Origin of the sequence: Chromobacterium paludis, from assembly GCF_008275125.1 — a bacterium.
Taxonomy (GTDB): domain Bacteria; phylum Pseudomonadota; class Gammaproteobacteria; order Burkholderiales; family Chromobacteriaceae; genus Chromobacterium; species Chromobacterium paludis.
Map to the genome: position 1 here is coordinate 1,275,848 of NZ_CP043473.1, position 18,116 is coordinate 1,293,963.

The 18,116-nt window shown below is 63.7% G+C and carries 18 protein-coding genes; 13 read left to right on the forward strand and 5 right to left on the reverse strand.

Going from position 1 to position 18,116, the window contains the following annotated elements; translation table 11 throughout:
- Nucleotides 1–7 precede the first annotated feature (7 nt).
- Entirely contained in the window at nucleotides 8–385 is a 378-nt protein-coding gene (locus FYK34_RS05760) for a nuclear transport factor 2 family protein (RefSeq protein ID WP_149295476.1), read from the forward strand.
- Between the two features lie 31 nt (nucleotides 386–416).
- On the opposite strand, the gene FYK34_RS05765 is transcribed toward FYK34_RS05760, so the two are convergent.
- Together FYK34_RS05765 and FYK34_RS05770 are read right to left on the reverse strand one after the other, a co-directional pair.
- Nucleotides 417–596 (reverse strand): hypothetical protein, encoded by a 180-nt coding sequence (locus tag FYK34_RS05765; RefSeq protein WP_149295477.1) that lies wholly within the window; start codon nucleotides 594–596, stop codon nucleotides 417–419.
- A 328-nt stretch (nucleotides 597–924) separates the two neighbouring features.
- Nucleotides 925–1,593, reverse strand: coding sequence for a hypothetical protein (locus FYK34_RS05770; RefSeq protein WP_149295478.1), 669 nt, complete (start codon nucleotides 1,591–1,593; stop codon nucleotides 925–927).
- Nucleotides 1,594–1,610: 17 nt separating this feature from the next.
- Between FYK34_RS05770 and FYK34_RS05775 the strand changes: the two genes are divergently transcribed.
- The 8 genes from FYK34_RS05775 (at nucleotide 1,611) to FYK34_RS05810 (ending at nucleotide 11,796) form a co-directional block, all read left to right on the forward strand.
- A complete protein-coding gene (locus FYK34_RS05775; protein WP_149295479.1) occupies nucleotides 1,611–3,506 on the forward strand; it encodes a methyl-accepting chemotaxis protein in 1,896 nt (631 codons plus the stop codon).
- A 171-nt stretch (nucleotides 3,507–3,677) separates the two neighbouring features.
- Nucleotides 3,678–5,312 (forward strand): methyl-accepting chemotaxis protein, encoded by a 1,635-nt coding sequence (locus FYK34_RS05780; protein ID WP_149295480.1) that lies wholly within the window; start codon nucleotides 3,678–3,680, stop codon nucleotides 5,310–5,312.
- Nucleotides 5,313–5,618: 306 nt separating this feature from the next.
- Entirely contained in the window at nucleotides 5,619–6,119 is a 501-nt protein-coding gene (locus tag FYK34_RS05785) for a metal-dependent hydrolase (protein WP_149295481.1), read from the forward strand.
- A 123-nt stretch (nucleotides 6,120–6,242) separates the two neighbouring features.
- Nucleotides 6,243–6,893 (forward strand): TetR/AcrR family transcriptional regulator, encoded by a 651-nt coding sequence (locus FYK34_RS05790; RefSeq protein ID WP_149295482.1) that lies wholly within the window; start codon nucleotides 6,243–6,245, stop codon nucleotides 6,891–6,893.
- Nucleotides 6,890–7,876 (forward strand): secretion protein HlyD, encoded by a 987-nt coding sequence (gene hlyD / locus FYK34_RS05795; protein ID WP_149295483.1) that lies wholly within the window; start codon nucleotides 6,890–6,892, stop codon nucleotides 7,874–7,876. The genes FYK34_RS05790 and hlyD overlap by 4 nt, the downstream gene beginning before the upstream one ends.
- Nucleotides 7,873–9,591: an ATP-binding cassette domain-containing protein gene (locus tag FYK34_RS05800; RefSeq protein ID WP_149295484.1), complete on the forward strand. Its 1,719-nt coding sequence runs from the start codon at nucleotides 7,873–7,875 to the stop codon at nucleotides 9,589–9,591. Before hlyD ends, FYK34_RS05800 begins: the two co-directional genes overlap by 4 nt.
- Complete coding sequence (locus FYK34_RS05805) at nucleotides 9,588–10,700, forward strand: ABC transporter permease (protein ID WP_149295485.1); 1,113 nt, start codon at nucleotides 9,588–9,590, stop codon at nucleotides 10,698–10,700. Before FYK34_RS05800 ends, FYK34_RS05805 begins: the two co-directional genes overlap by 4 nt.
- A gap of 4 nt (nucleotides 10,701–10,704) precedes the next feature.
- On the forward strand, nucleotides 10,705–11,796 hold the full coding sequence (locus FYK34_RS05810; RefSeq protein ID WP_149295486.1) for an ABC transporter permease: 1,092 nt from the start codon (nucleotides 10,705–10,707) through the stop codon (nucleotides 11,794–11,796).
- Between the two features lie 15 nt (nucleotides 11,797–11,811).
- Here FYK34_RS05810 and FYK34_RS05815 read toward each other — a convergent pair whose 3' ends face one another.
- Nucleotides 11,812–12,426, reverse strand: coding sequence for a TetR family transcriptional regulator (locus FYK34_RS05815; protein ID WP_168209657.1), 615 nt, complete (start codon nucleotides 12,424–12,426; stop codon nucleotides 11,812–11,814).
- 106 nt (nucleotides 12,427–12,532) lie between these two features.
- Here FYK34_RS05815 and FYK34_RS05820 point away from each other — a divergent pair, with 106 nt between their 5' ends.
- Nucleotides 12,533–13,900, forward strand: a complete 1,368-nt coding sequence (locus tag FYK34_RS05820) for an MATE family efflux transporter (RefSeq protein ID WP_149295488.1) — start codon at nucleotides 12,533–12,535, stop codon at nucleotides 13,898–13,900.
- 74 nt (nucleotides 13,901–13,974) lie between these two features.
- Here the strand turns inward: FYK34_RS05820 and FYK34_RS05825 are convergent, their stop codons facing one another.
- Nucleotides 13,975–14,238, reverse strand: coding sequence for a hypothetical protein (locus tag FYK34_RS05825; protein ID WP_149295489.1), 264 nt, complete (start codon nucleotides 14,236–14,238; stop codon nucleotides 13,975–13,977).
- A 365-nt stretch (nucleotides 14,239–14,603) separates the two neighbouring features.
- A complete protein-coding gene (locus FYK34_RS05830) occupies nucleotides 14,604–15,680 on the reverse strand; it encodes an ISAs1 family transposase (RefSeq protein ID WP_149294873.1) in 1,077 nt (358 codons plus the stop codon).
- A gap of 101 nt (nucleotides 15,681–15,781) precedes the next feature.
- Between FYK34_RS05830 and FYK34_RS05835 the strand changes: the two genes are divergently transcribed.
- The 3 genes from FYK34_RS05835 (at nucleotide 15,782) to hslO (ending at nucleotide 18,057) form a co-directional block, all read left to right on the forward strand.
- Nucleotides 15,782–16,456, forward strand: a complete 675-nt coding sequence (locus FYK34_RS05835) for a substrate-binding periplasmic protein (protein WP_407923602.1) — start codon at nucleotides 15,782–15,784, stop codon at nucleotides 16,454–16,456.
- 129 nt (nucleotides 16,457–16,585) lie between these two features.
- Nucleotides 16,586–17,176, forward strand: a complete 591-nt coding sequence (locus tag FYK34_RS05840) for an Ntn hydrolase family protein (RefSeq protein ID WP_149295491.1) — start codon at nucleotides 16,586–16,588, stop codon at nucleotides 17,174–17,176.
- 2 nt (nucleotides 17,177–17,178) lie between these two features.
- A complete protein-coding gene (gene hslO, locus FYK34_RS05845) occupies nucleotides 17,179–18,057 on the forward strand; it encodes an Hsp33 family molecular chaperone HslO (protein WP_149295492.1) in 879 nt (292 codons plus the stop codon).
- The last annotated feature ends 59 nt before the right edge of the window (nucleotides 18,058–18,116 follow it).

Below are 18,116 nucleotides of genomic sequence, written 5' to 3' on the forward strand. Positions count from 1 at the left end.
GAGTGCGATGTCTGCCGCCACGCCACAACAGGCCCTGGAGGGGTACAAGCAGGCCTTGGCCACGCACAACTGGCGCCAGGTGGCGCCGTGGCTGCATGAGGACGCCTGTTTTGTGTTTTCCGATGGCACCTTCAAGGGCAAGGCCGCAGTGTGCGAAGCCATCCGCCAGACATTTGAATGGATACGCGGGGAGGACTATCGCATCGCCGATTTGCACTGGACGCATGTGGGAGAGGATTTTGCCGCCTGCGTCTATGACTTTTCCTGGCGCGGCCGAGTGCAGGGGCAGCGGGCCGAGGGGCGAGGTCGCGGCAGCTGCGTGCTGGTGCGCGATGGTCAGGGCTGGCGGTTGCTGCAAGAACACCTGGGTCCGCCTGCTGAGTGAGCCGGGCGGCGCGGCGGCCGGCTAACCTGGGTCAGACGGTGGTGATGAGGGCGTCGGCGTGATAGCTGGCGGTGGCGATGCCGGAGGCCGAGCTGAAGGTCACTTGGTAGCGACGGCCGATTTGTTCGACAGACAAGACTTCGAAAGATACGACCAGGTTGTCGATGTGCTGGGTGATCTGGTCACCTTGTTTCAGTTCCTGAATTTTCATGACTATTTCCTATATTCCATGCATTTTGCATGGCTAGATTCTGTTAAGGCGCGTCCTTTCCGCAAGGACGGCTTGCGTTGTTTTCATGAGTTTGTCCGGATGCATGGAGGCTGCGGAGCAGCGGATTCCTGATCAGTCGCCGCAAGTCCAAAGCGGGCGGCATGGCGTTCGCAATGGGGTGCGGGCTGGGCGCGCGGCAATTATCTTCGCGTGCCAACGACTGATGATGCGGGGCTAAAAGCTTGGCTTGAGAAGAGGAGCTAGACAGCTCTTTGAGCGGGACAACATGAAGCAATGACCGCCCATTATCATGGTATTTTTTGATTTGTCAATGATTTTTGATAGGACTGGCTGAGAAACGGGGCTTGCCCTTTGGGCTTCGGCCGCAGTGGGTTTCCGTTGCCACGCCGATTGATGGCGAGGCGGAAAGGGAACCCGGCGTGGCTTGCGCGATCAAAATGCTTTGTTTCAAAATAATGAGCAGACTGTGAAATCCGTCATTCAATTTATCAAATGGTATTGGGCCAAGTGGACGCGCCTGCATGAGAGCCGCGATGTCAAGGATGGGCGCTGAGCGATGCGAGGAGTGGTGATGTTCAAGAATATTTTGGCCCTTGCCTTGTTGTTGGCGGGCACGATGGCCCATGCCGACGAGTGCGGCGATTTTGACCGAAGCAACCGCGACCAATACTCGGTGGCTAAGTGGGAATCGATTCTCTCCCGCTATTCCAGGCTGGAATTGCAAAGCTTTTACCAAGAGAAGCAGGCTTTCCTGCAGCGCTGCCCCAATCTGAGCGATTTTTCCCGCACCCATTTGCGCAATGCGATGCGCGCCGCCTCTTCCTTGTTCGACCAGCCCCAGACCAAGAAGTAAGCCACTGCCGCCCTGGAACGGCCCCATCCCTCGCTGGCTTGAGTTGACGCGCGCTTGATCCACGTCATCTTCATGATCATGCGGCCAATTATCATGTTTGCATTTAAAAATGCCGATAACCATGGCGAAGGGTGGGGGCGATGAAGTTAGGATCGGGTGGGTTGGTGCGGCAGCTTTCACTGGCCGTGGCCGGTTTTGTGGTGGTGACCGGACTGGTGGCCACCGGCGTGGATTTTTATCTGTCGACCACGGCCTCCAATCAGTTGCTTAGGGAGCAGATAGACTCCGCAGGGCAGTTGTACGCCTCCCATCTGTCCGGCTGGCTGGCCTCCAAAACCAAGGTGCTGGACAGTTTTCCCAATACGACGGACCCGGCGCAACTGGATGCCCAGCTCGCCTACGCGCGCGACGCCGCTTCTTTCGACAATGTGTTCATCGCGTATCCGGACGGGACGCTGGCCAATGCCAACCACATCAAGCTGCCGCCGGACAATAATGATCCGCGCAAGTGGAACTGGTTCAAGCGCGCGTACGCGGAACCCAATCACGCTTTTGTGGACATGCCTTCCATCGCCGCCGCCACCGGCCAGCCGGTGTCGTCCATGGCACGCGCGCTGGTGCGGGGCGGCAAGATCGTGGCCATCCTGGGCGCGGACATGCAAATCGCCTCCATCGTCAAGGAGCTGCAATACCTCAAAGTGATGGGCGATGGCTTCATGTTTATCGCCAACCGCGACGGCAAGGTATTTGCCCACGCCGACACCGCCCTGCTGAACAAGCCGGTTTCCATGCTGGGCCCGGGCCTGAGCGGAGACGTGCTGCAGAGCATGGCGGGGCAGGGCGATTTCCGCGATCTGCAAGTGAATGGGCAGGACAGCCTAGTGCGCGCTTACGCCATTCCGCATTCCGATTACATCCTGGTGGTGGTGAGCCGGCGCGACGCCTTGCTGGCCCCGCTGTACGCCAGGCTGGGCAAGACGCTGGCCGCGCTGGCCGTTGTGCTGGTGCTGGTGTTGCTGCTCAGCCGCGCCTACATCGGCTCCCGGCTGGCAGGCTTGGTGCGCGTGCGCGACGCCATGTCCGAAATCGCCAGCGGCGATGCCGATCTGACGCGACGCATCGCCGTGTCCGGCGAGGACGAGGTGGGCGAGACTGCCGGTGCGTTCAATGCCTTCTCCGAGCATCTGAGCCAGGTGATCGTGGCCCTGCGCGGCAAGTCCAAGCAGCTGACCGACGGCGTGGGCGAGGTGGGCGATCTGGTTTCACGGCTGGCGGCGGATGCCAGCCAGCTGGCCGACATCAGCGGCAATAATGCGAGCGCCATCCAGCAAGTCACCATCAGCGTCAGCAATATCGCGCAAACGGCGCAGGATACCGACCAATTGGTCTCCGCCACGCAGCGGATCTCGGCCGGCAGCGCCGAGGACATGCGCCGCATTTCTGACAAGATGGCGGCCACCCGGCAGTCCGTGGCCGGCCTGGCTGGCATGCTGGAGGTGCTGGGCCAGCGCTCGCAGGAAATTTCCAAAATCACCAACGTCATCAGCGACATTTCCGATCAGACCAATCTGCTGGCGCTGAACGCCGCCATCGAGGCGGCGCGGGCGGGGGAAACCGGCCGCGGCTTCGCCGTGGTGGCGGACGAGGTGCGCAAGCTGGCCGAGCGCACCGGCCAGGCCACGGTGGAAATCTCGGACATGGTCACATCCATCTCCAGCGAGGTGGAGCGCGCGCTGGGCAATATGCGCGGCACCACGGACATGGTGGCGGAAAGCGCGCAGCTGACCGACGCCGCGCGTGAAAGTCTGAGCGGCATGGTGGCGGCCATGCTGGAGATCAAGCAGAAGATAGGCGACATCGCCAGCGCCACGCATGAGCAGCGCCAGTCCACGCAATCCATGGCGCTCAGCACGGAATCCATCAACGCCCAGATCGTGCAGTCGGACGAGAGGATGGGCAGCACGCGCGACGTGTTGCTGCAGCTGGAGCAAGTGGCGGATGAAATGAGCGGCACCTTCGAGCGCTTCAAGGCTTAGCGTTGAGACGATGCGGACAGAACGCCCCGCCGCCGCGGGGCGTTGTCGCATCTGGACCCGCGCGGTAGGCAAAATGCGAAATGACGTTGATCAATAAAATCGAAATGAATATTGAAAATGAATAATAAGCTGCGTTATCGTGCAGCTTTCCTTACAAAACCGGACGGAGTCATGGCGAGAACCTTTTCCTTGAAGAGACGCCTGCTGTTGCAGACAGTCGGCGCCATTGTGCTGGTCTGCATCCTGGGGGCACTGCTGATGAACGCGCTGCGGCAGCAGATGCTGTCTGATCGCCAGGACTTGTTGCGCAATCAGGTGGAAACGGTGAATAGCCTGGTGGCCAGGCATGAGGAACAGGCGGCGGCGGGCCTGGTGCCGGAGGCCGAGGCGCGCCGCCAGGCGCTGCAGGAAATGACGCGCTTGCGTTTCGATGGCAATGAATACTTCTTCGTGCTGGACAAGGACTTGAACTGGCTGGCGCATGGCGTGAACCCCAAGCTGGTGGGGCGCAATATGCATGGCGTGAAGGATGGTGCCGGACAGGATATCGGCGCGCTGTTCGAACAGTCGGTGCGTTTGGGCGGGGGCAAGGGCTATGTGCGGTATGTCTGGGCCAAGCCCGGGGCGGCCGAGCCGCAGCCCAAGCTGGCCTATTTCCAGACCACGGGGCGCTGGGGCTGGATCATCGGCACCGGCCTGTACCTGGATGATGTGAACGCGGTGCTGTTGCGGCAGCTGCTGAGCGTGGGCGGGCAGGTGTTGCTGTTCGTGGTGGTGAGCCTGTCCCTGGGCTGGTGGGTATACCGCAGCGTCATGCGCGAGCTGGGCGCGGAGCCGTCGGAAGCGGCGGCCATCGTGCGCGAGATCAGCGCCGGCAAGCTGGATAGGGAGATCCGGCTGGGGGCCGGCGACAGGGACAGCCTGCTGGCCCACATCCGCGAGATGCAGGGCCAACTCAGGCGGCTGGTGGGCGAGATCATGCGCGACGCGGACGAACTGGGGCGGCTCAACGCCGACGTGGTGGACGGCGCGCGCATGGTGGCGGACAACTCCCAGGGGCAGAGCGAAGGGGCGGCGGCGATGGCGGCTTCCGTGGAGCAGCTGACGGTCAGCATCAACCATATCGCCCAGCACGCGGTGGACGCGCGCAGCGTGTCGCAGGATTCTGGCGAACTGTCCGCCTCCGGCAGCGAGGTCATCGCCAAGGCTGTGGCGGAAATGCAGGGCATCAGCGAAACGGTGGACATGACGGAGGCGGCCATCGCCGAACTGGCCAGCAAGACCGCCACCATCTCCAACATCATGCAAGTCATCAAGGACATCGCGGACCAGACCAATCTGCTGGCGCTGAACGCGGCGATAGAGGCGGCGCGCGCCGGCGAGACCGGCCGCGGCTTCGCCGTGGTGGCGGACGAGGTGCGCAAGCTGTCTGAGCGCACCGCCAAGGCCACGGAGCAGACCGCCGAGATGATAGGCGAGATCCAGGCCAGCTCGGACTTGTCGCGCCAGAACATGAGCGAGACCGTGGTCCGGGTGAAAACCGGCCTGGAACTGGCAGAGCAGGGCGGCGAGCTGATCCAGCGGCTGCATGGCCGCGCCAGCCAGGTGGTGCGCGTGGTCAACGACATCTCGCATGCTTTGCAGGAGCAGGGTTCGGCCAGCCAGGACATCGCGCGCCATGTGGAGCGCATCGCCCAGGTGGCGTCCGGCAACGCGGTGGCCGCCACCCAGGCTTCGGAAAGCGTGCAGCGCATAGAGGAAGTGACCGGCAGCCTGCGCTCCTCCGTGGCGCAGTTCCAGGTCTAAGCCCCGGCCTGGGCCTTGCCGCCTTGGGGAGGCCGGCTCGCAGGCTTGGCCGAGGCCGGGCCACTCCGCGCCAGGCTGGCCGGCGGCAGGCGCTCCACCTGGCATGGCCTGGCTGGGACTGACGCCTTTCGTCCGGCGGACGCGTCCCGCGCCCTGCAAACTGGCATTTTTCATGCGCGGTTTTGCTTCTCCGCTCCTGCTGCAGTAGCATGGGCGCCCCGCGTTCGTCGCGGCTAGGCAACAAGAAGCAATCGGCCGTAGGGCAACAAGAAAAATGACTGAGAAATTCCGCGGCGAGGTGGCGCCATGATGGTGGCCACGCATGTCGCGTTTTGCGCGTTTTGCGCGGTTTCGGCGGCGCTGATTCTGCATCTGCCGGGCATGATGGCGCTCCTGCTGTTGGCCGGCGGCTTGGCGGGATCGCTGCTGCCAGACATCGACCATCCCAAGAGCTGGCTGGGCCGGCGCATTCCCTTCCTTTCCCGCCCGGTGGCATATCTATTTGGCCACCGCGGCATCACGCACAGCCTGCTGGCCGTGGCGGGCGTGTTCTATGCCAGCGTCGCCTGCCTGCATGGCTGGGACATCAAGCTGGGGCATGCCATGCCGCTGGTGCTCGGCCTATGCGTTGGTTACGCCTCGCATCTGGTGGGGGACTGGCTCACGCCGGCCGGCATCCCGCTGCTGTGGCCGGTGCGCGTGCGCTTTCGCGCCCCGCTGATGCTGCTGGGGCCCAAGCTGGTGGAACCCTTGATGACGGCCGGCCTGTGGTTTGGCGCGGGCTTCCTGATGTGCAAGACCTTTTGACGCGCCTGCCGTTCGGCTGAGCAAGGATAAGCTGTTGCGCCGATGGCGGCCCCTCGCCGGTAATGGCGGCGCATGGGGGCTTATGCATTGCGACTGGATTTATACGGGTGTATAAGTCAGATCATGGATGCCCCTGGAAAATCGGACGGAACCCGCCAACGCCTCTTGCGCCAGGGGCTGGCCATGGTTGAGCGCACTGGCCTGCGCGGTTTGGTGGTGCGAGAGGTTGCCGCCGCCGCGGGCGTCAACCCGGGCAGCTTCGTCTACCACTTCGGTAGCCGGGATAAATTTGTCACGGAACTGGTGGAGCTTTGGTACGCGCCCATTTATCGCCAGTTGCGGCAGGCGGCCAGGCTGCGTCAGCCCGGCGACGCACTGGACAAGCTGCGCGCGGTGTTCGAACAGCTATTGCAGCTGGCGGCCGCGAACGCCGGCGTCGCCAGCCACGTGCTGGCGGATGCCCTGGCGGGCGAGCGCGTGGCGCAGGCGTTTCTGCTGAGCCTGCCGTCGCGCCACGTGCGGCTGTTGCTGTTGCTGCTGGCCAGGGCGCAGCGGCAAGGGCGGCTGATAGGCGCGCCGCCGCCGCAGCTGTTGTGCTACCTGATTTCCGCCATTGGCTTGCCCTTGCTCTTGGCGCGCGGCCCGCTGGCCGCTTGCGACTGGCTGCCCCCGCTGGCGAGGCAGCTGCAGGGCTGGATGGGGGAGATCCCCGCCGCGCGGCAGCGTCTGGACTGGGCGCTCGCCGGCATTGTCCGCAACGGAGAAAAACGATGAGCAAGCGCAGCATCATCGCCCTGGCGGCGACCGTACTCCTGGCCCTGGCCGGCGCCGCCTATTACTTTTATCAGCGCGCGGCACAGGCTGAACGCGAGTCCACGCTCTACGGCAATGTGGACATCCGCGAGGCGACGCTGGCCTTCCGTGTGGCTGGCCGGCTGGCGACTGTATTGGTGGACGAGGGCGATGCGGTGCAGCCGGGGCAGATTCTGGCGCGGCTGGACGCGGAGCCGCTGCGCAACAGCCTGAATGCCGCGCTGGCCAACGAGGCCGCGCTGGCGGCGCGCAACGCGCTGATGCATAGGGGCAGTCGCCGCGAGGATATTGCCCAGGCCAAGGACCGGCTGGCCGGGGCCGGAGCCGCTGTCACGCAATCAGAGAGCGATTACCTTCGCCAGCGCGCGCTGGAGCCGGCCGGCGGCAGCAGTCGTCAGCAGCTGGAGCTGGCGCGCATGCAAAGAGACCAGGCCGTGGCGCAGCGCGATGCCGCGGCGCAGCAGCTGCGCGCGCTGGAGGCTGGCTTTCGGCCGGAAGAAATCGCCGAATCCGACGCGCAGCTGAAACAGGCGCGCGCCAATGTCGCCACTGCCCGGCTGGCCTTGCGCGATGGCAATCTGCAATCTCCCAGCGCCGGCATCATCCTGACGCGCGCGGTGGAGGCCGGCACCATGGTGCAAGCAGGCACGCCGGCATTCACCCTGTCGCTGCGCCAGCCGGTGTGGGTGCGTGCCTATGTGGCGGAAAACCAGCTGGGACGCTTCACCACCGGCGTCAAGGTGACGGTGGCCAGCGACAGCCACCCGGACAAGCGCTATCACGGCGTGGTCGGCTTCGTGTCGCCCACGGCGGAGTTCACGCCCAAGAGCGTGGAAACGGCAGACCTGCGCACCGCCTTGGTCTATCGCATCCGCGTGGTGGTGGACGATGCCGACGCCGGCCTGAACCAGGGCATGCCGGTGACGCTGAGGCTGGAGAAATGAGCGCCGCCATCCGCGCCGAAGGGTTGAGCAAGCGGTTCCCTGGCGCGGTCGTGGACGCGGTGACGCAGGTGGGGCTGGACATTCCGGCGGGCTGCGTTGCCGGTCTGGTCGGGCCGGACGGCGCGGGCAAGACCACGCTGTTGCGCATGCTGGCCGGTTTGCTGACGCCCAGCGGCGGCACGGTGCGGGTGGCGGGGCTGGACCCGCAGGCGGACGCCGACGCGCTGCGGCGCAATATCGGCTATATGCCGCAAAAATTCGGTTTGTACGAAGACCTGACGGTGCAGGAAAACCTGGACTTGTACGCGGAGCTGCGCGAAGTCCGCGGCGAGGCGAGGGCGCAGGATTTTCAGCGCCTGCTGGCCTTGACCGATCTGGCGCCGTTCACCGGCCGCTATGCCGGCAAGTTGTCCGGCGGCATGAAGCAGAAGCTGGGGCTGGCCTGCTCGCTGCTGGGCCGGCCGCGCGTGCTGCTGCTGGACGAGCCTGGGGTCGGCGTGGATCCGATTTCGCGCCGCGAGTTGTGGAAATTGATCCGCGCGCTGTCGGCCGAGGGCATCACCGTGCTGCTTAGCACCGCCTATCTCGACGAAGCCGAAGGCTGCGACGCGGTCTACTTGATGGCGGAAGGTCGCATCCGCGCCAGCGGCCCGCCGGCGGCGTTGACGCAGCCGCTGGCCGGGCGTTGCCTGCGGCTGACGGGCATCGCCGGCAACCGTCGGCAGCTGCTGCAGCGCCTGCTGCGCCAGCCGGAGCTGATGGATGGCACGATACAGGGCAGCGGCTTGCGGCTATTGCTGCGCGAGGAGGGGCGATGGCCGGACCTGCAGCGGGCCGCAGCCGGGCCGGCTGCGGTGTTGGCGCCGGCTGCGCCAAGGCTGGAGGACGCCTTCATCAGCCTGCTGGGCGGCGGTCCGGGCGGGGACTCGGTTCTGGCGGAAGTGATGCCGGCGGTGCCCCCGCACTACGACGAGGCGGTGATAGAGGCTGACGGGTTGACCAAGCGTTTTGGCGATTTCTATGCCACGGACGACGTCAGCTTCACAGTGCGCCGCGGCGAGGTGTTCGGCCTCCTGGGGCCTAATGGCGCCGGCAAATCCACCACCTTCAAGATGGAGTGCGGCTTGCTCAAACCCAGCGGCGGCCGGGCGCGGGTGATGGGTCTGGACCTGAAAACCAGCCCCAGCGCCGCCCGGCAGCAACTGGGCTATATGGCGCAAAAATTCTCGCTGTACGCGCAGCTGTCCGTGCGGCGCAACCTGATGTTCTTCTCCGGCGTCTATGGCCTGGCCGGCGCGGCGCAGCGCGACAAGGTGGCGCAGATGGAGCGGGTGTTCGGCCTCACGCCTTATATGGACCGTCCTTCGGGCGAGCTGCCGCTGGGTTACAAGCAGCGGCTGGCCTTGGCCTGCGCGGTGATGCACGAGCCGCCCTTGCTGTTTTTGGACGAGCCGACCTCCGGCGTGGACCCGGTGACGCGGCGCGAATTCTGGACGCATATCAACGGACTGGCGGAGAAAGGCGTCACCGTGCTGGTGACCACGCACTTTATGGACGAGGCGGAGTATTGCGACCGCATTGCCCTGGTATACCGCGGCAAGCTGTTGGCGCTGGATACGCCGGACGTGCTCAAGGCCAGCGTGGCGAACGCGGCGCGGCCGAACCCGACGATGGAGGATGCCTTCATCCAGCTGGTGGAGGAGGCTGACCGATGAATTGGCGACGGCTGTGGGCCCTGTGCCGCAAGGAAAGCTTCCAGATCGTGCGCGATCCCAGCAGCATCCTGATCGCCTTCATCCTGCCGGTGGCCTTGTTGTTCATCCTGGGCTATGCGGTGAACCTGGATTCGGCGCATATCCGGCTGGGGTTGCTGAATCTGGATGGCGGCGCGGCCGGACAGCGGCTGGCGGCTACATTGCACGCCACGCCTTCTTTCGACGTAAAGCCGGCGGTTTCGCGGGGGGAGCTGGACGAGATGCTGGCGCATGGCAAGATTCGCGGCGCCGTGATCATCCCGGACGACTTTTCCCGAAACTGGCAGCGCCGGGGCGGCGCCATCCAGTTGGTGACGGACGGCGCCGAGCCTAATACGGCCAACTTTGTCGCGGCCTATGTGCAAGGCGCCTGGCTGCAATGGGTGCGCGCCGAGGGCGACGAACATGCCCGGGCCCCACCGCCCGGCATCGATGTGCGGCAGCGCGTCTGGTTCAATCCCAGCGCGGAAAGCCCCAATTTCCTGGTGCCGGGCACCATCGCCATCGTGATGACCATCATCGGCGCGCTGCTGTCCTCGCTGGTGGTGGCGCGGGAATGGGAGCGCGGCACCATGGAGGCCTTGCTGGCCACGCCGGTCAGCCGCGCCGAGCTGCTGCTGTCCAAAATCCTGCCGTACTACGTGCTGGGCATCGCCGCCATGTTGATGTGCCTGCTGGTGGCGGTTTTTGTGATGGGGGTGCCGTTCCGCGGCGCCGTCTGGGTCTTGTGGTTGATGTCTTCCTTGTTTCTGGCCAATGCGCTGGGCATGGGATTGTTTCTGTCGACGGTAATGCGCACGCAGTTCGACGCGGCGCAGGCGGCGTTGACGGCCGGCTATTTGCCGGCCCTGATGCTGTCTGGTTTTGTGTTTGAGATTTCCAGCATGCCCACGCCTCTGCAGTGGCTCACGCGCATCCTGCCGGCGCGCTACTTCGCCAGCACGTTGCAAACCTTGTTTCAGGCCGGCGTGATTCCGTCGCTGCTTTGGCTCAATGCCGCCAGCCTCATCGTGTTGGGCGCGTTCTGGCTGGGACAGACCGTGCGCAAGACCAGACGAACCCTGGATTGATACCATGTGGCAACGCTTGTTGTGGCTGATCGTCAAGGAGCTGCAAACCATCATGGGCAGCCGCCAGGGGCGTCTGCTGCTGGTGGTGCCGGTGTTGCTGCAGCTGCTGGTGTTTCCGTTTGCCGCCACGCTGGAGGTCAAGCATGCCAGCTTGGCGGTGTACAACCAGGATGTGGGCGCCGCATCGCGGGAGCTGGTTCAGCGGCTGGCCTCCAGCGTGACGTTTGATCATGTGCTCTCGGTGCATAGCCTGCCAGAGCTCCGAGACTGCATAGACCGGCAGTGCGCGCTGCTGGCGGTGGTATTTCCGCAGGATTTTTCCCGCCATCTGGCGCAGGGGCGCGAGGCGCCGTTGCAGGTGATCGTGGACGGCAGGCGCTCCAATAGCGGGCAGATAGCCAGCGCTTACATCAGCCAAGTGGTGGCTGCTTATCAGGCGGAGCGGGGGGGCGCGGTGCCGCAGGTCTCGGTGCGCAACCGCTACAATCCCAATCTGGAATACCAGTGGCACGTGCTGCCCAGCCTGGTGGCCATCATCACCACCATAGGCTGTTTGATCGTCACCGCCTTGTCCGTGGCGCGCGAGCGCGAGGAGGGCACATTCGATCAGCTGCTTGTTTCGCCCTTGACGCCCGCCTACGTGATGGCGGGCAAGGCGGTGCCCGGCGTGATGGTGGCCTTGCTGCAAGGCAGCTTGATCGCCTTGGCCGCGGTTTGGGTCTATGGCGTGCCTTTTGGCGGTTCGCTGCCATTGCTGCTGATCAGCATGGCGAGTTACGGCCTGGCGCTGGCCGGAGTGGGCTTGTTCATTTCGTCCATTTCGCGCACGCAGCAGCAGGCGTTTCTGGGCGTGTTTTCCTTCATGGTGCCGGCGGTGATCCTGTCGGGCTATGTCTCGCCGATAGAGAACATGCCCATGGTTCTGCAATGGCTGGCCAGGATCAATCCGCTCAGTTATTTCATCCCCATTCTGAAGGGCGTGTTCTTGAAGGGCTTTGGCTTTGCCGACGCCTGGCCCTGGCTGTTGCCGCTATGGCTGATCGCCTTGATCACGCTCAGCCTGGCCTTGTGGTGCTTCCGCCGCCATGTCGAATAAGCGCGCTTGAGGCAGCTAAGCCTTGCGGAAGCTGACCGCGTGGGGCAAGCCCTCCAGCGCGCCGCGCAAGATGCGCTCGCAGCGCGGCAGCGCGGCCGGGCCTTGCTCCAGCAGTTCGTACAAGCCGGAAAACAGGTAGACCAGATAATCGGCCGACAGGCCGATGTCCAGATCGACCGGCAGCTCGCCCTGGGCGATGGCGCGGCGCAGGTGGCGGCGCGTGTAGTGCATGGTCAACCGGTCCGCCATTTCGCGGCGGCGCAGCACGCTGCGGTTTTCCGCGATGTGTTCGCATTTTTGGTACAGGATCAGCGTGACGCGCTGCGGCGATCCCGGCTCCAGAAATTGCGCCAGGTAGTAGCAAGCGGCCTGCAGCAAGGTGGAGCAGGCGGAGGGTTGGGGGGCGGGGAAGCGCAGCGCGTCCAGCGCGAACGCCCGGCCTATCATTGCCTGGCACACCTCCATCTTGTTTTCATAGTGGCCGTACACCGCGCCGCGCGACACGGCGGCCGCATCGGCGATGTCGGCCATCGTGGCATTGGCGATGCCTTTGCGCAGGAAAACCTGTTCCGCGCCATCCAGTATCGCATCGCGCGTTTTCTGCGCATCTTCCTTGGTTTTGCGCGCCATCTCGTCTCCGTTCATGTTCTTGTCTGCGAATGGTGCCGGAAATTAATTAATCATGCATGACTGATTAAATGATAGAATGGCCGCTTCCCTTACCGTTCATTGAGTTATGTCTGTGCTGCAAACCCGCGATCTGGACAGTCTTCCCGTTTCCACCCTGTTCTGGCGCTATGCCATCCCTTCTGTCGCCGGCATGCTGGTCACCGGCCTGTATGCGGTGATCGACGGCGTATTCGTAGGCCACTATGTGGGCAGCCATGGTCTGGCGGCGATCGGTTTGGTGTACCCCGTCGTGATGCTGCAAGTGGGCTTGGGGGCGATGATCAGCATGGGCGTGGCCACACGCATCGCCATCCGCCAAGGCGCGGGAGATATCGACGGCGCGCGCGGCGCCATGCTGGCGGCCTTGCTGCTGCTGGCAGCCCTGGGCGCCATCATTCCGGCGCTGGGCCTGCCCAGGCTTGACGCGCTGCTGGGCTGGCTGCGCGCCGACGCACAGGCCGAGGTGGAGAGAGAGGCGCGCGCGTATCTGGGATGGATGCTGGGCGGCGCCGTGCTGACCATGGGTCAGATGCTCGCCACCTACCTGGTGCGCAACGATGGCCGGCCGGGCCTGGCCACCGTGCTGACCACGCTGGGCGCCGTGCTCAATATCCTGCTCGACTACCTGCTGGTTGGGCTGCTGGGCATGGGGCTGGAAGGCGCGGCTATTGGCACCTTGATGGCGGAGACCGTCGTGCTGGTGTTGGGCTTGGGCTATTTCTTCACCCGGCATGCATCCTTGCGCCTGCGTCTTGATGCCATGCGACCGGATTGGCAAGCGCTTGCGCCAATTTTGGCGCTGGGCGCCCCCAGCCTGCTGATGGAGCTGAATCTCGCATTCCTGCTGTATGCGCATAATTATCAGCTGTTGCAGTGGGGCAATGACCTCAGCGTGGCGGCCTATGCCGTGGCGGGTTACACCGAGTCGCTGTTCACGCTGCTGATTCATGGCCTGGCGGTGGGGATGCAGCCGCTGTTGGGGCATGCCACCGGAGCGGGGCGCCCGGATCGGGTGGCGGCCGCCTTGTCGCATGGCTTGAAAGTGTGCCTGGCTTTGGGTGTGGCGGCGCTGGCGGCGGTGCAGTTGTTTCCCGCCTTCATCGCCAGCTGGTATAGCGACGGCAGCGCGGACTTGATCGATGCGGGCAGCCGCGCGTTGCGCCTGCATCTGCTGGCCATGCCCATGGATGGTTTGGTGGTGGTGGGCTGCACCGCTCTGCAGGCCATGGCCTTGACGCGGCTGGCGCTGGGGGTGACGGTGGGCAAGACCGCCTTGCTGTTGCCTGCGTTGGGGCTGCTGCCGCTGCTGCTGGGTCTGGACGGCGTATGGCTGGCCATGCCGCTGGTCAATCTGCTCCTTGGCGTCCTGATGGCAGTTGTGTTGTGGCGCGTGTTCCGCCGATTGGCTCGCAGCGTCCCGGTCGCCTTGGCCTAGGTCTGCGTCGAGCGCGTGTTTCGCAAATGAAACGGCCCCGACTAGATGGCGGGGCCTTGTCATGTCTGCTGGGCTCAGGCTGTCCGCGCGCCCGGCGGGATTTCAATCAGCGACCGTCTGATTTCTCTCGGTGGATAGTCAACATTCGCCACCTGCATCAGCGCCATCTCCTTTAAACGATGGCGCATGACGGGAGTGTCGTCGCTTTCTTCGCCGCCAGTCTGGCCGTCATGAGGCAGCGCCTTAGGCTTGGCGTTGATCTGCTGTTTTTCAAAGCCGGTCAAGGGACGTTGCAGGATGGACTCTAGCGGTTCGTCCATTTCATAGATGTCACGCATGGCACACACCTTTCGGAGAAGGGGTATCCGCCCTGCGGGGTGTCGGGGCGGACTAACGTTGTCCTTGCATGATATTCGTCTGTCGGCTGATTGTTTATAAGTAAGAACCACAATCCCTGATCTAAAGTCTTGATTCTGCAGGGGCTTGTCTTGGCGTGCAGGCCGGGGGCGAGCGGCGGCCGGCAAAGCGCGAAGTCGAGGTTTATGCTGAAGAATCATGCTTCCGGGGTGATGTCAATGTCGCGTTGTTTGCTGATTCTTCTGGCGCTTTTCTGCATGGTCGCGCCTGTGCGCGCATCAGAGCCGTTGACCATTTACACCGACGAGTGGCCGCCAATCAGTTTCAGGGCAATCGCACCTTCACGTCATAAAGGCGACATGCCCAGCAACTCAGCCAAGGCCTCATCATCCCAGCCGGCACGCTTGCGTCGCACCCGCATGCTTTTCTTGGCCTGATACGGCGAACTACGCAGCAGGTTGAGCGCGAATTTCAGCAGCAGCGCAAAATTCTGCGGTCCATGATCTTCGCGCAATGGGCAGTTATCTTCCCGAAAAATCACATCCAGACACCAATGCAGGCCGTTTTCGATCGCCCAATGACGGCGCACCGCCTGCGCCAGCTCTTCCGCGCTCAACGCGCGCGACGACAAATAATAGCGCTGCTCCAGCGCCGATTGTCCGCGACCATCCAGCCGCACCGAATCCACGCGACCCACTGTTTGGCAGCCGGGCCAGGCCTGAGCGTCGACAATGCCGTCCGCCCGGGCTGTCACCACATGTTGCAACACCGTGCGGCCATGCCCTTTTTGCGCGCTGGCCACTCGCTCGGTGGGATGGTCATGCAGCGCGCACGCTACGGCCTGACGTAGCTTGGGCTGGTTCTCCTTCACCGCCAGCAAATAGTCCGCTTTACGCGCCACGATGGTCTTGGCAACCTCTTTCTGGCAGCCCATCGCATCCAGGCTGACCAGACAGCCCTCCACATCCAGTGCGGCCAGCAACGCCGGAATCGCAGTGATTTCATTGCTTTTGTCGGCGACTTTCTCCTGCCCCAGCGCCAAGCCCAGTTCGGTGGCGAAGGCGCTGACCATGTGCACCGGGCTGTGCGCGCCGCGAGCGGTGCCGCGCAGGCATTTGCCATCGATGGCGATCTGCTGGAACGAGCCCAGCAGTCCTTGCGTCCAGCTGCGGAAGGCGTTCTCGAACTGCTTGGGATCCAGCAGTCGGAACACGCGGTTGACGGTATCGTGAGAAGGAATGCCATTCTTCAACGGCAGGAAGCGCCGCAGCCAAGCTTCCTTAACCTCAGCCCACTCGACCGCCTCCACAAAGCTCTCCGCCCCCGCGAAGATGGCGCACACGGCAATCACCAGAATTTCGTCCAGCGGATGGGCGATGTAGCGCCCGGTCCTCGGCTCGGGCACCTCGGCCAAATGTTCCATCAACGTTCCCATCCCGCACCGGTAAAACCTGGGAGTTCACCTCAAGTCTGGGTGGGTTGGCAAGTCTGTTTGCTTATGACAAGAAGGTGCGATTGCCCTGAATCAGTTTTGAAGAAAACGGGCAAGTAAAAGGCATGGCGGTCGATCTGGTAGGCCAGATCCAGCAACGACTCGGTGCCGAGCAGCCAGTCAGGCTGCTGCCTTGGGCGCGCGCCTACAACTTCTTGCTGACCCGGCCCAATGTGCTGCTGTTTGTGATGGGCCGCACGCCGGAGCGTGAGAAGCTGATGACGATGATAGGCCCGGTGGCGACCGCGGCAATCAATCTGTATTGCCGCAAGGGCGAGGGCGATGCGTTGCGACGTCTGGGCGACAAGCTGCGGCTGCAACCCCTGGCGGCCTTTCGCAGCAGCATTTTTCTGACCACGGCCAAGCGGCATGGCTTCCTCAACATCGTGGAGAGCACGGACCCGGTGCAGTCGGCCCTGCTGTTGCATGCGAGCAGAGTGGCCATGTGGTCGGAGGGGGATAGCGTGGTGAACAATGTGCTGCGCAAGGCTGGCCTGCCGGCAGAGGAAATCGAGCTGTTGCTTCCTCTGGAGAAGATAGATTTGTATCTGGCCTTCTCGCGTGGGACGAGCCGGGCCACGATACTGGAGTGGGAACAAGCGCTGAGAGAGATGAAGCGCGACGGGAGCTTCCGCAAGCTCTATCAGCGCTGGTTGCCCGGCGCGCCGCCGCCCATGCAGGTGGAGCTGGCAGGGCTGGCTCCTTGAGGTGCGGAGGGCGGGGGCCCTGTGGTATATTCGCCCGCTTTGGCCGGTGGGGCTGGAAAACCGACGCATCGCCCTTATCTGGCATCGGATGGGGCCGTCTCGGTCCGCAACAGAACTAGGGTAAGCCGCATGACAACCATCGTGGCCGTGCGCAAGGGCAATCAGATTGCCATTGCCGCCGACAGCCAGACCACCTTTGGCGACGACCAGAAACTGCTGGCGCCGTACGACTGCTTCCACAACAAGATTTTCCGCCATGGCGACAGCTATCTGGCCGTGTCCGGCTCCGCCGCGCATGATCTGGTGTTGCAAGGCGCGCTGAAGGACCTGAAGAAAAAGGACTTGAGCAGCCGCCAGGGCATTTTCGACACCTTCCGCAAGCTGCACCCCAAGCTGAAGGACGCGTTTTATCTGCGGCCGGAGGAAGACGAGGAAGATCCGTACGAGTCCAGTCAGATGATGGTGGTGATCGCCAACCGCCATGGCATTTTCGGCGTTTACCCCATGCGCGAAATCTATGAATTCTCCCGCATCTGGGCGATAGGCTCCGGCCGCAAGTTCGCCATGGGGGCGATGTATGCCGTGTACGATCAGGACCTGTCCGCCCGCGAGATCGCCGAAATCGGCGTGCGCGCCGGCTGCGAGTTCGACGTCAGCTCCTCGCTGCCGATGTCTGTCTATACCGTAGAGCTGGCCGCCGAGGCGGCCAAGGAAGCATAAGCATGAAGCAAAACGACACACTGCAACGATTCCTGTTTGACGGCGCGCCGGCGCGCGGCGCGCTGGTGCGGCTGGATGGCGCCTGGCAACAGGTGCTGAGCCGCCGCGACTATCCGCCCGTCCTGAAGACCGTGCTGGGCGAAATGATGGCTGCCTCGGTGTTGATGGCGGCCAATCTGAAGTTCGACGGCACGCTGATTTTGCAGATCCACGGCACCGGCGCGCTGAAGCTGGCGGTGGTGGAGTGCAATAACGACCGCACCGTGCGCGCCACCGCCAAATGGCAGGGCGAGCCGGAAGACAAACCGCTGGCCGAACTGTTGGGCGAGGGCGGCAAGTTCGTGCTGACGCTGGAGCCGCGCCTGGATAAAAGCCAGACCTGGCAGGGCATCGTGGCGCTGGAGGGCGACTCGGTGGGCCAGATGCTGGAAAACTACATGTTGCGCTCCGAGCAGCTGGAAACCACGCTGGTGTTGGCCAGCAGCGACAGCACTGCCGCGGGCATGCTGCTGCAGCGCCTGCCGGAAGGGCATGGCGAGGCCGAGGGCTGGAACCGCATCCAAATGTTGGGCCGCACCCTGAAAGCGGAAGAACTGTTGGAGCTGGGCGCCGAGGACATTCTGCATCGTCTGTTCCACGAGGAAACGGTGCGCGTGTTCGACCAGGAAAGCGTCAGCTTCAATTGCAATTGTTCGCGCGAACGGGTCGGAGGCATGCTGACCATGCTAGGCGGCCAGGAAGTGGGCGAGGTGATGCTGGAGCAAGGCAGCGTGGAGATTGTCTGCGATTACTGCAACCAGCACTACGTGTTCGACGAGGACGATGTCAACCAGCTGTTTGATTACGATGTGATGGCGGCGGTGCGCGAGGCGCGCCACTAAGACTTGCTGTTGCAGTTCTCGCGGATGGCCATGGCTGAAAACCATGGCCGTTTTCGCTC

What these genes read in the sequence shown, in the direction of transcription:
- FYK34_RS05760 (WP_149295476.1), top strand. Translation starts at nt 8, where the DNA reads ATGTCTGCCGCCACGCCACAACAGGCCCTGGAGGGGTACAAGCAGGCC.
- FYK34_RS05765 (WP_149295477.1), bottom strand. Translation starts at nt 596, where the DNA reads ATGAAAATTCAGGAACTGAAACAAGGTGACCAGATCACCCAGCACATC.
- FYK34_RS05770 (WP_149295478.1), bottom strand. Translation starts at nt 1,593, where the DNA reads ATGGTTATCGGCATTTTTAAATGCAAACATGATAATTGGCCGCATGAT.
- FYK34_RS05775 (WP_149295479.1), top strand. Translation starts at nt 1,611, where the DNA reads ATGAAGTTAGGATCGGGTGGGTTGGTGCGGCAGCTTTCACTGGCCGTG.
- FYK34_RS05780 (WP_149295480.1), top strand. Translation starts at nt 3,678, where the DNA reads ATGGCGAGAACCTTTTCCTTGAAGAGACGCCTGCTGTTGCAGACAGTC.
- FYK34_RS05785 (WP_149295481.1), top strand. Translation starts at nt 5,619, where the DNA reads ATGATGGTGGCCACGCATGTCGCGTTTTGCGCGTTTTGCGCGGTTTCG.
- FYK34_RS05790 (WP_149295482.1), top strand. Translation starts at nt 6,243, where the DNA reads ATGGATGCCCCTGGAAAATCGGACGGAACCCGCCAACGCCTCTTGCGC.
- hlyD (WP_149295483.1), top strand. Translation starts at nt 6,890, where the DNA reads ATGAGCAAGCGCAGCATCATCGCCCTGGCGGCGACCGTACTCCTGGCC.
- FYK34_RS05800 (WP_149295484.1), top strand. Translation starts at nt 7,873, where the DNA reads ATGAGCGCCGCCATCCGCGCCGAAGGGTTGAGCAAGCGGTTCCCTGGC.
- FYK34_RS05805 (WP_149295485.1), top strand. Translation starts at nt 9,588, where the DNA reads ATGAATTGGCGACGGCTGTGGGCCCTGTGCCGCAAGGAAAGCTTCCAG.
- FYK34_RS05810 (WP_149295486.1), top strand. Translation starts at nt 10,705, where the DNA reads ATGTGGCAACGCTTGTTGTGGCTGATCGTCAAGGAGCTGCAAACCATC.
- FYK34_RS05815 (WP_168209657.1), bottom strand. Translation starts at nt 12,426, where the DNA reads ATGGCGCGCAAAACCAAGGAAGATGCGCAGAAAACGCGCGATGCGATA.
- FYK34_RS05820 (WP_149295488.1), top strand. Translation starts at nt 12,533, where the DNA reads ATGTCTGTGCTGCAAACCCGCGATCTGGACAGTCTTCCCGTTTCCACC.
- FYK34_RS05825 (WP_149295489.1), bottom strand. Translation starts at nt 14,238, where the DNA reads ATGCGTGACATCTATGAAATGGACGAACCGCTAGAGTCCATCCTGCAA.
- FYK34_RS05830 (WP_149294873.1), bottom strand. Translation starts at nt 15,680, where the DNA reads ATGGAACATTTGGCCGAGGTGCCCGAGCCGAGGACCGGGCGCTACATC.
- FYK34_RS05840 (WP_149295491.1), top strand. Translation starts at nt 16,586, where the DNA reads ATGACAACCATCGTGGCCGTGCGCAAGGGCAATCAGATTGCCATTGCC.
- hslO (WP_149295492.1), top strand. Translation starts at nt 17,179, where the DNA reads ATGAAGCAAAACGACACACTGCAACGATTCCTGTTTGACGGCGCGCCG.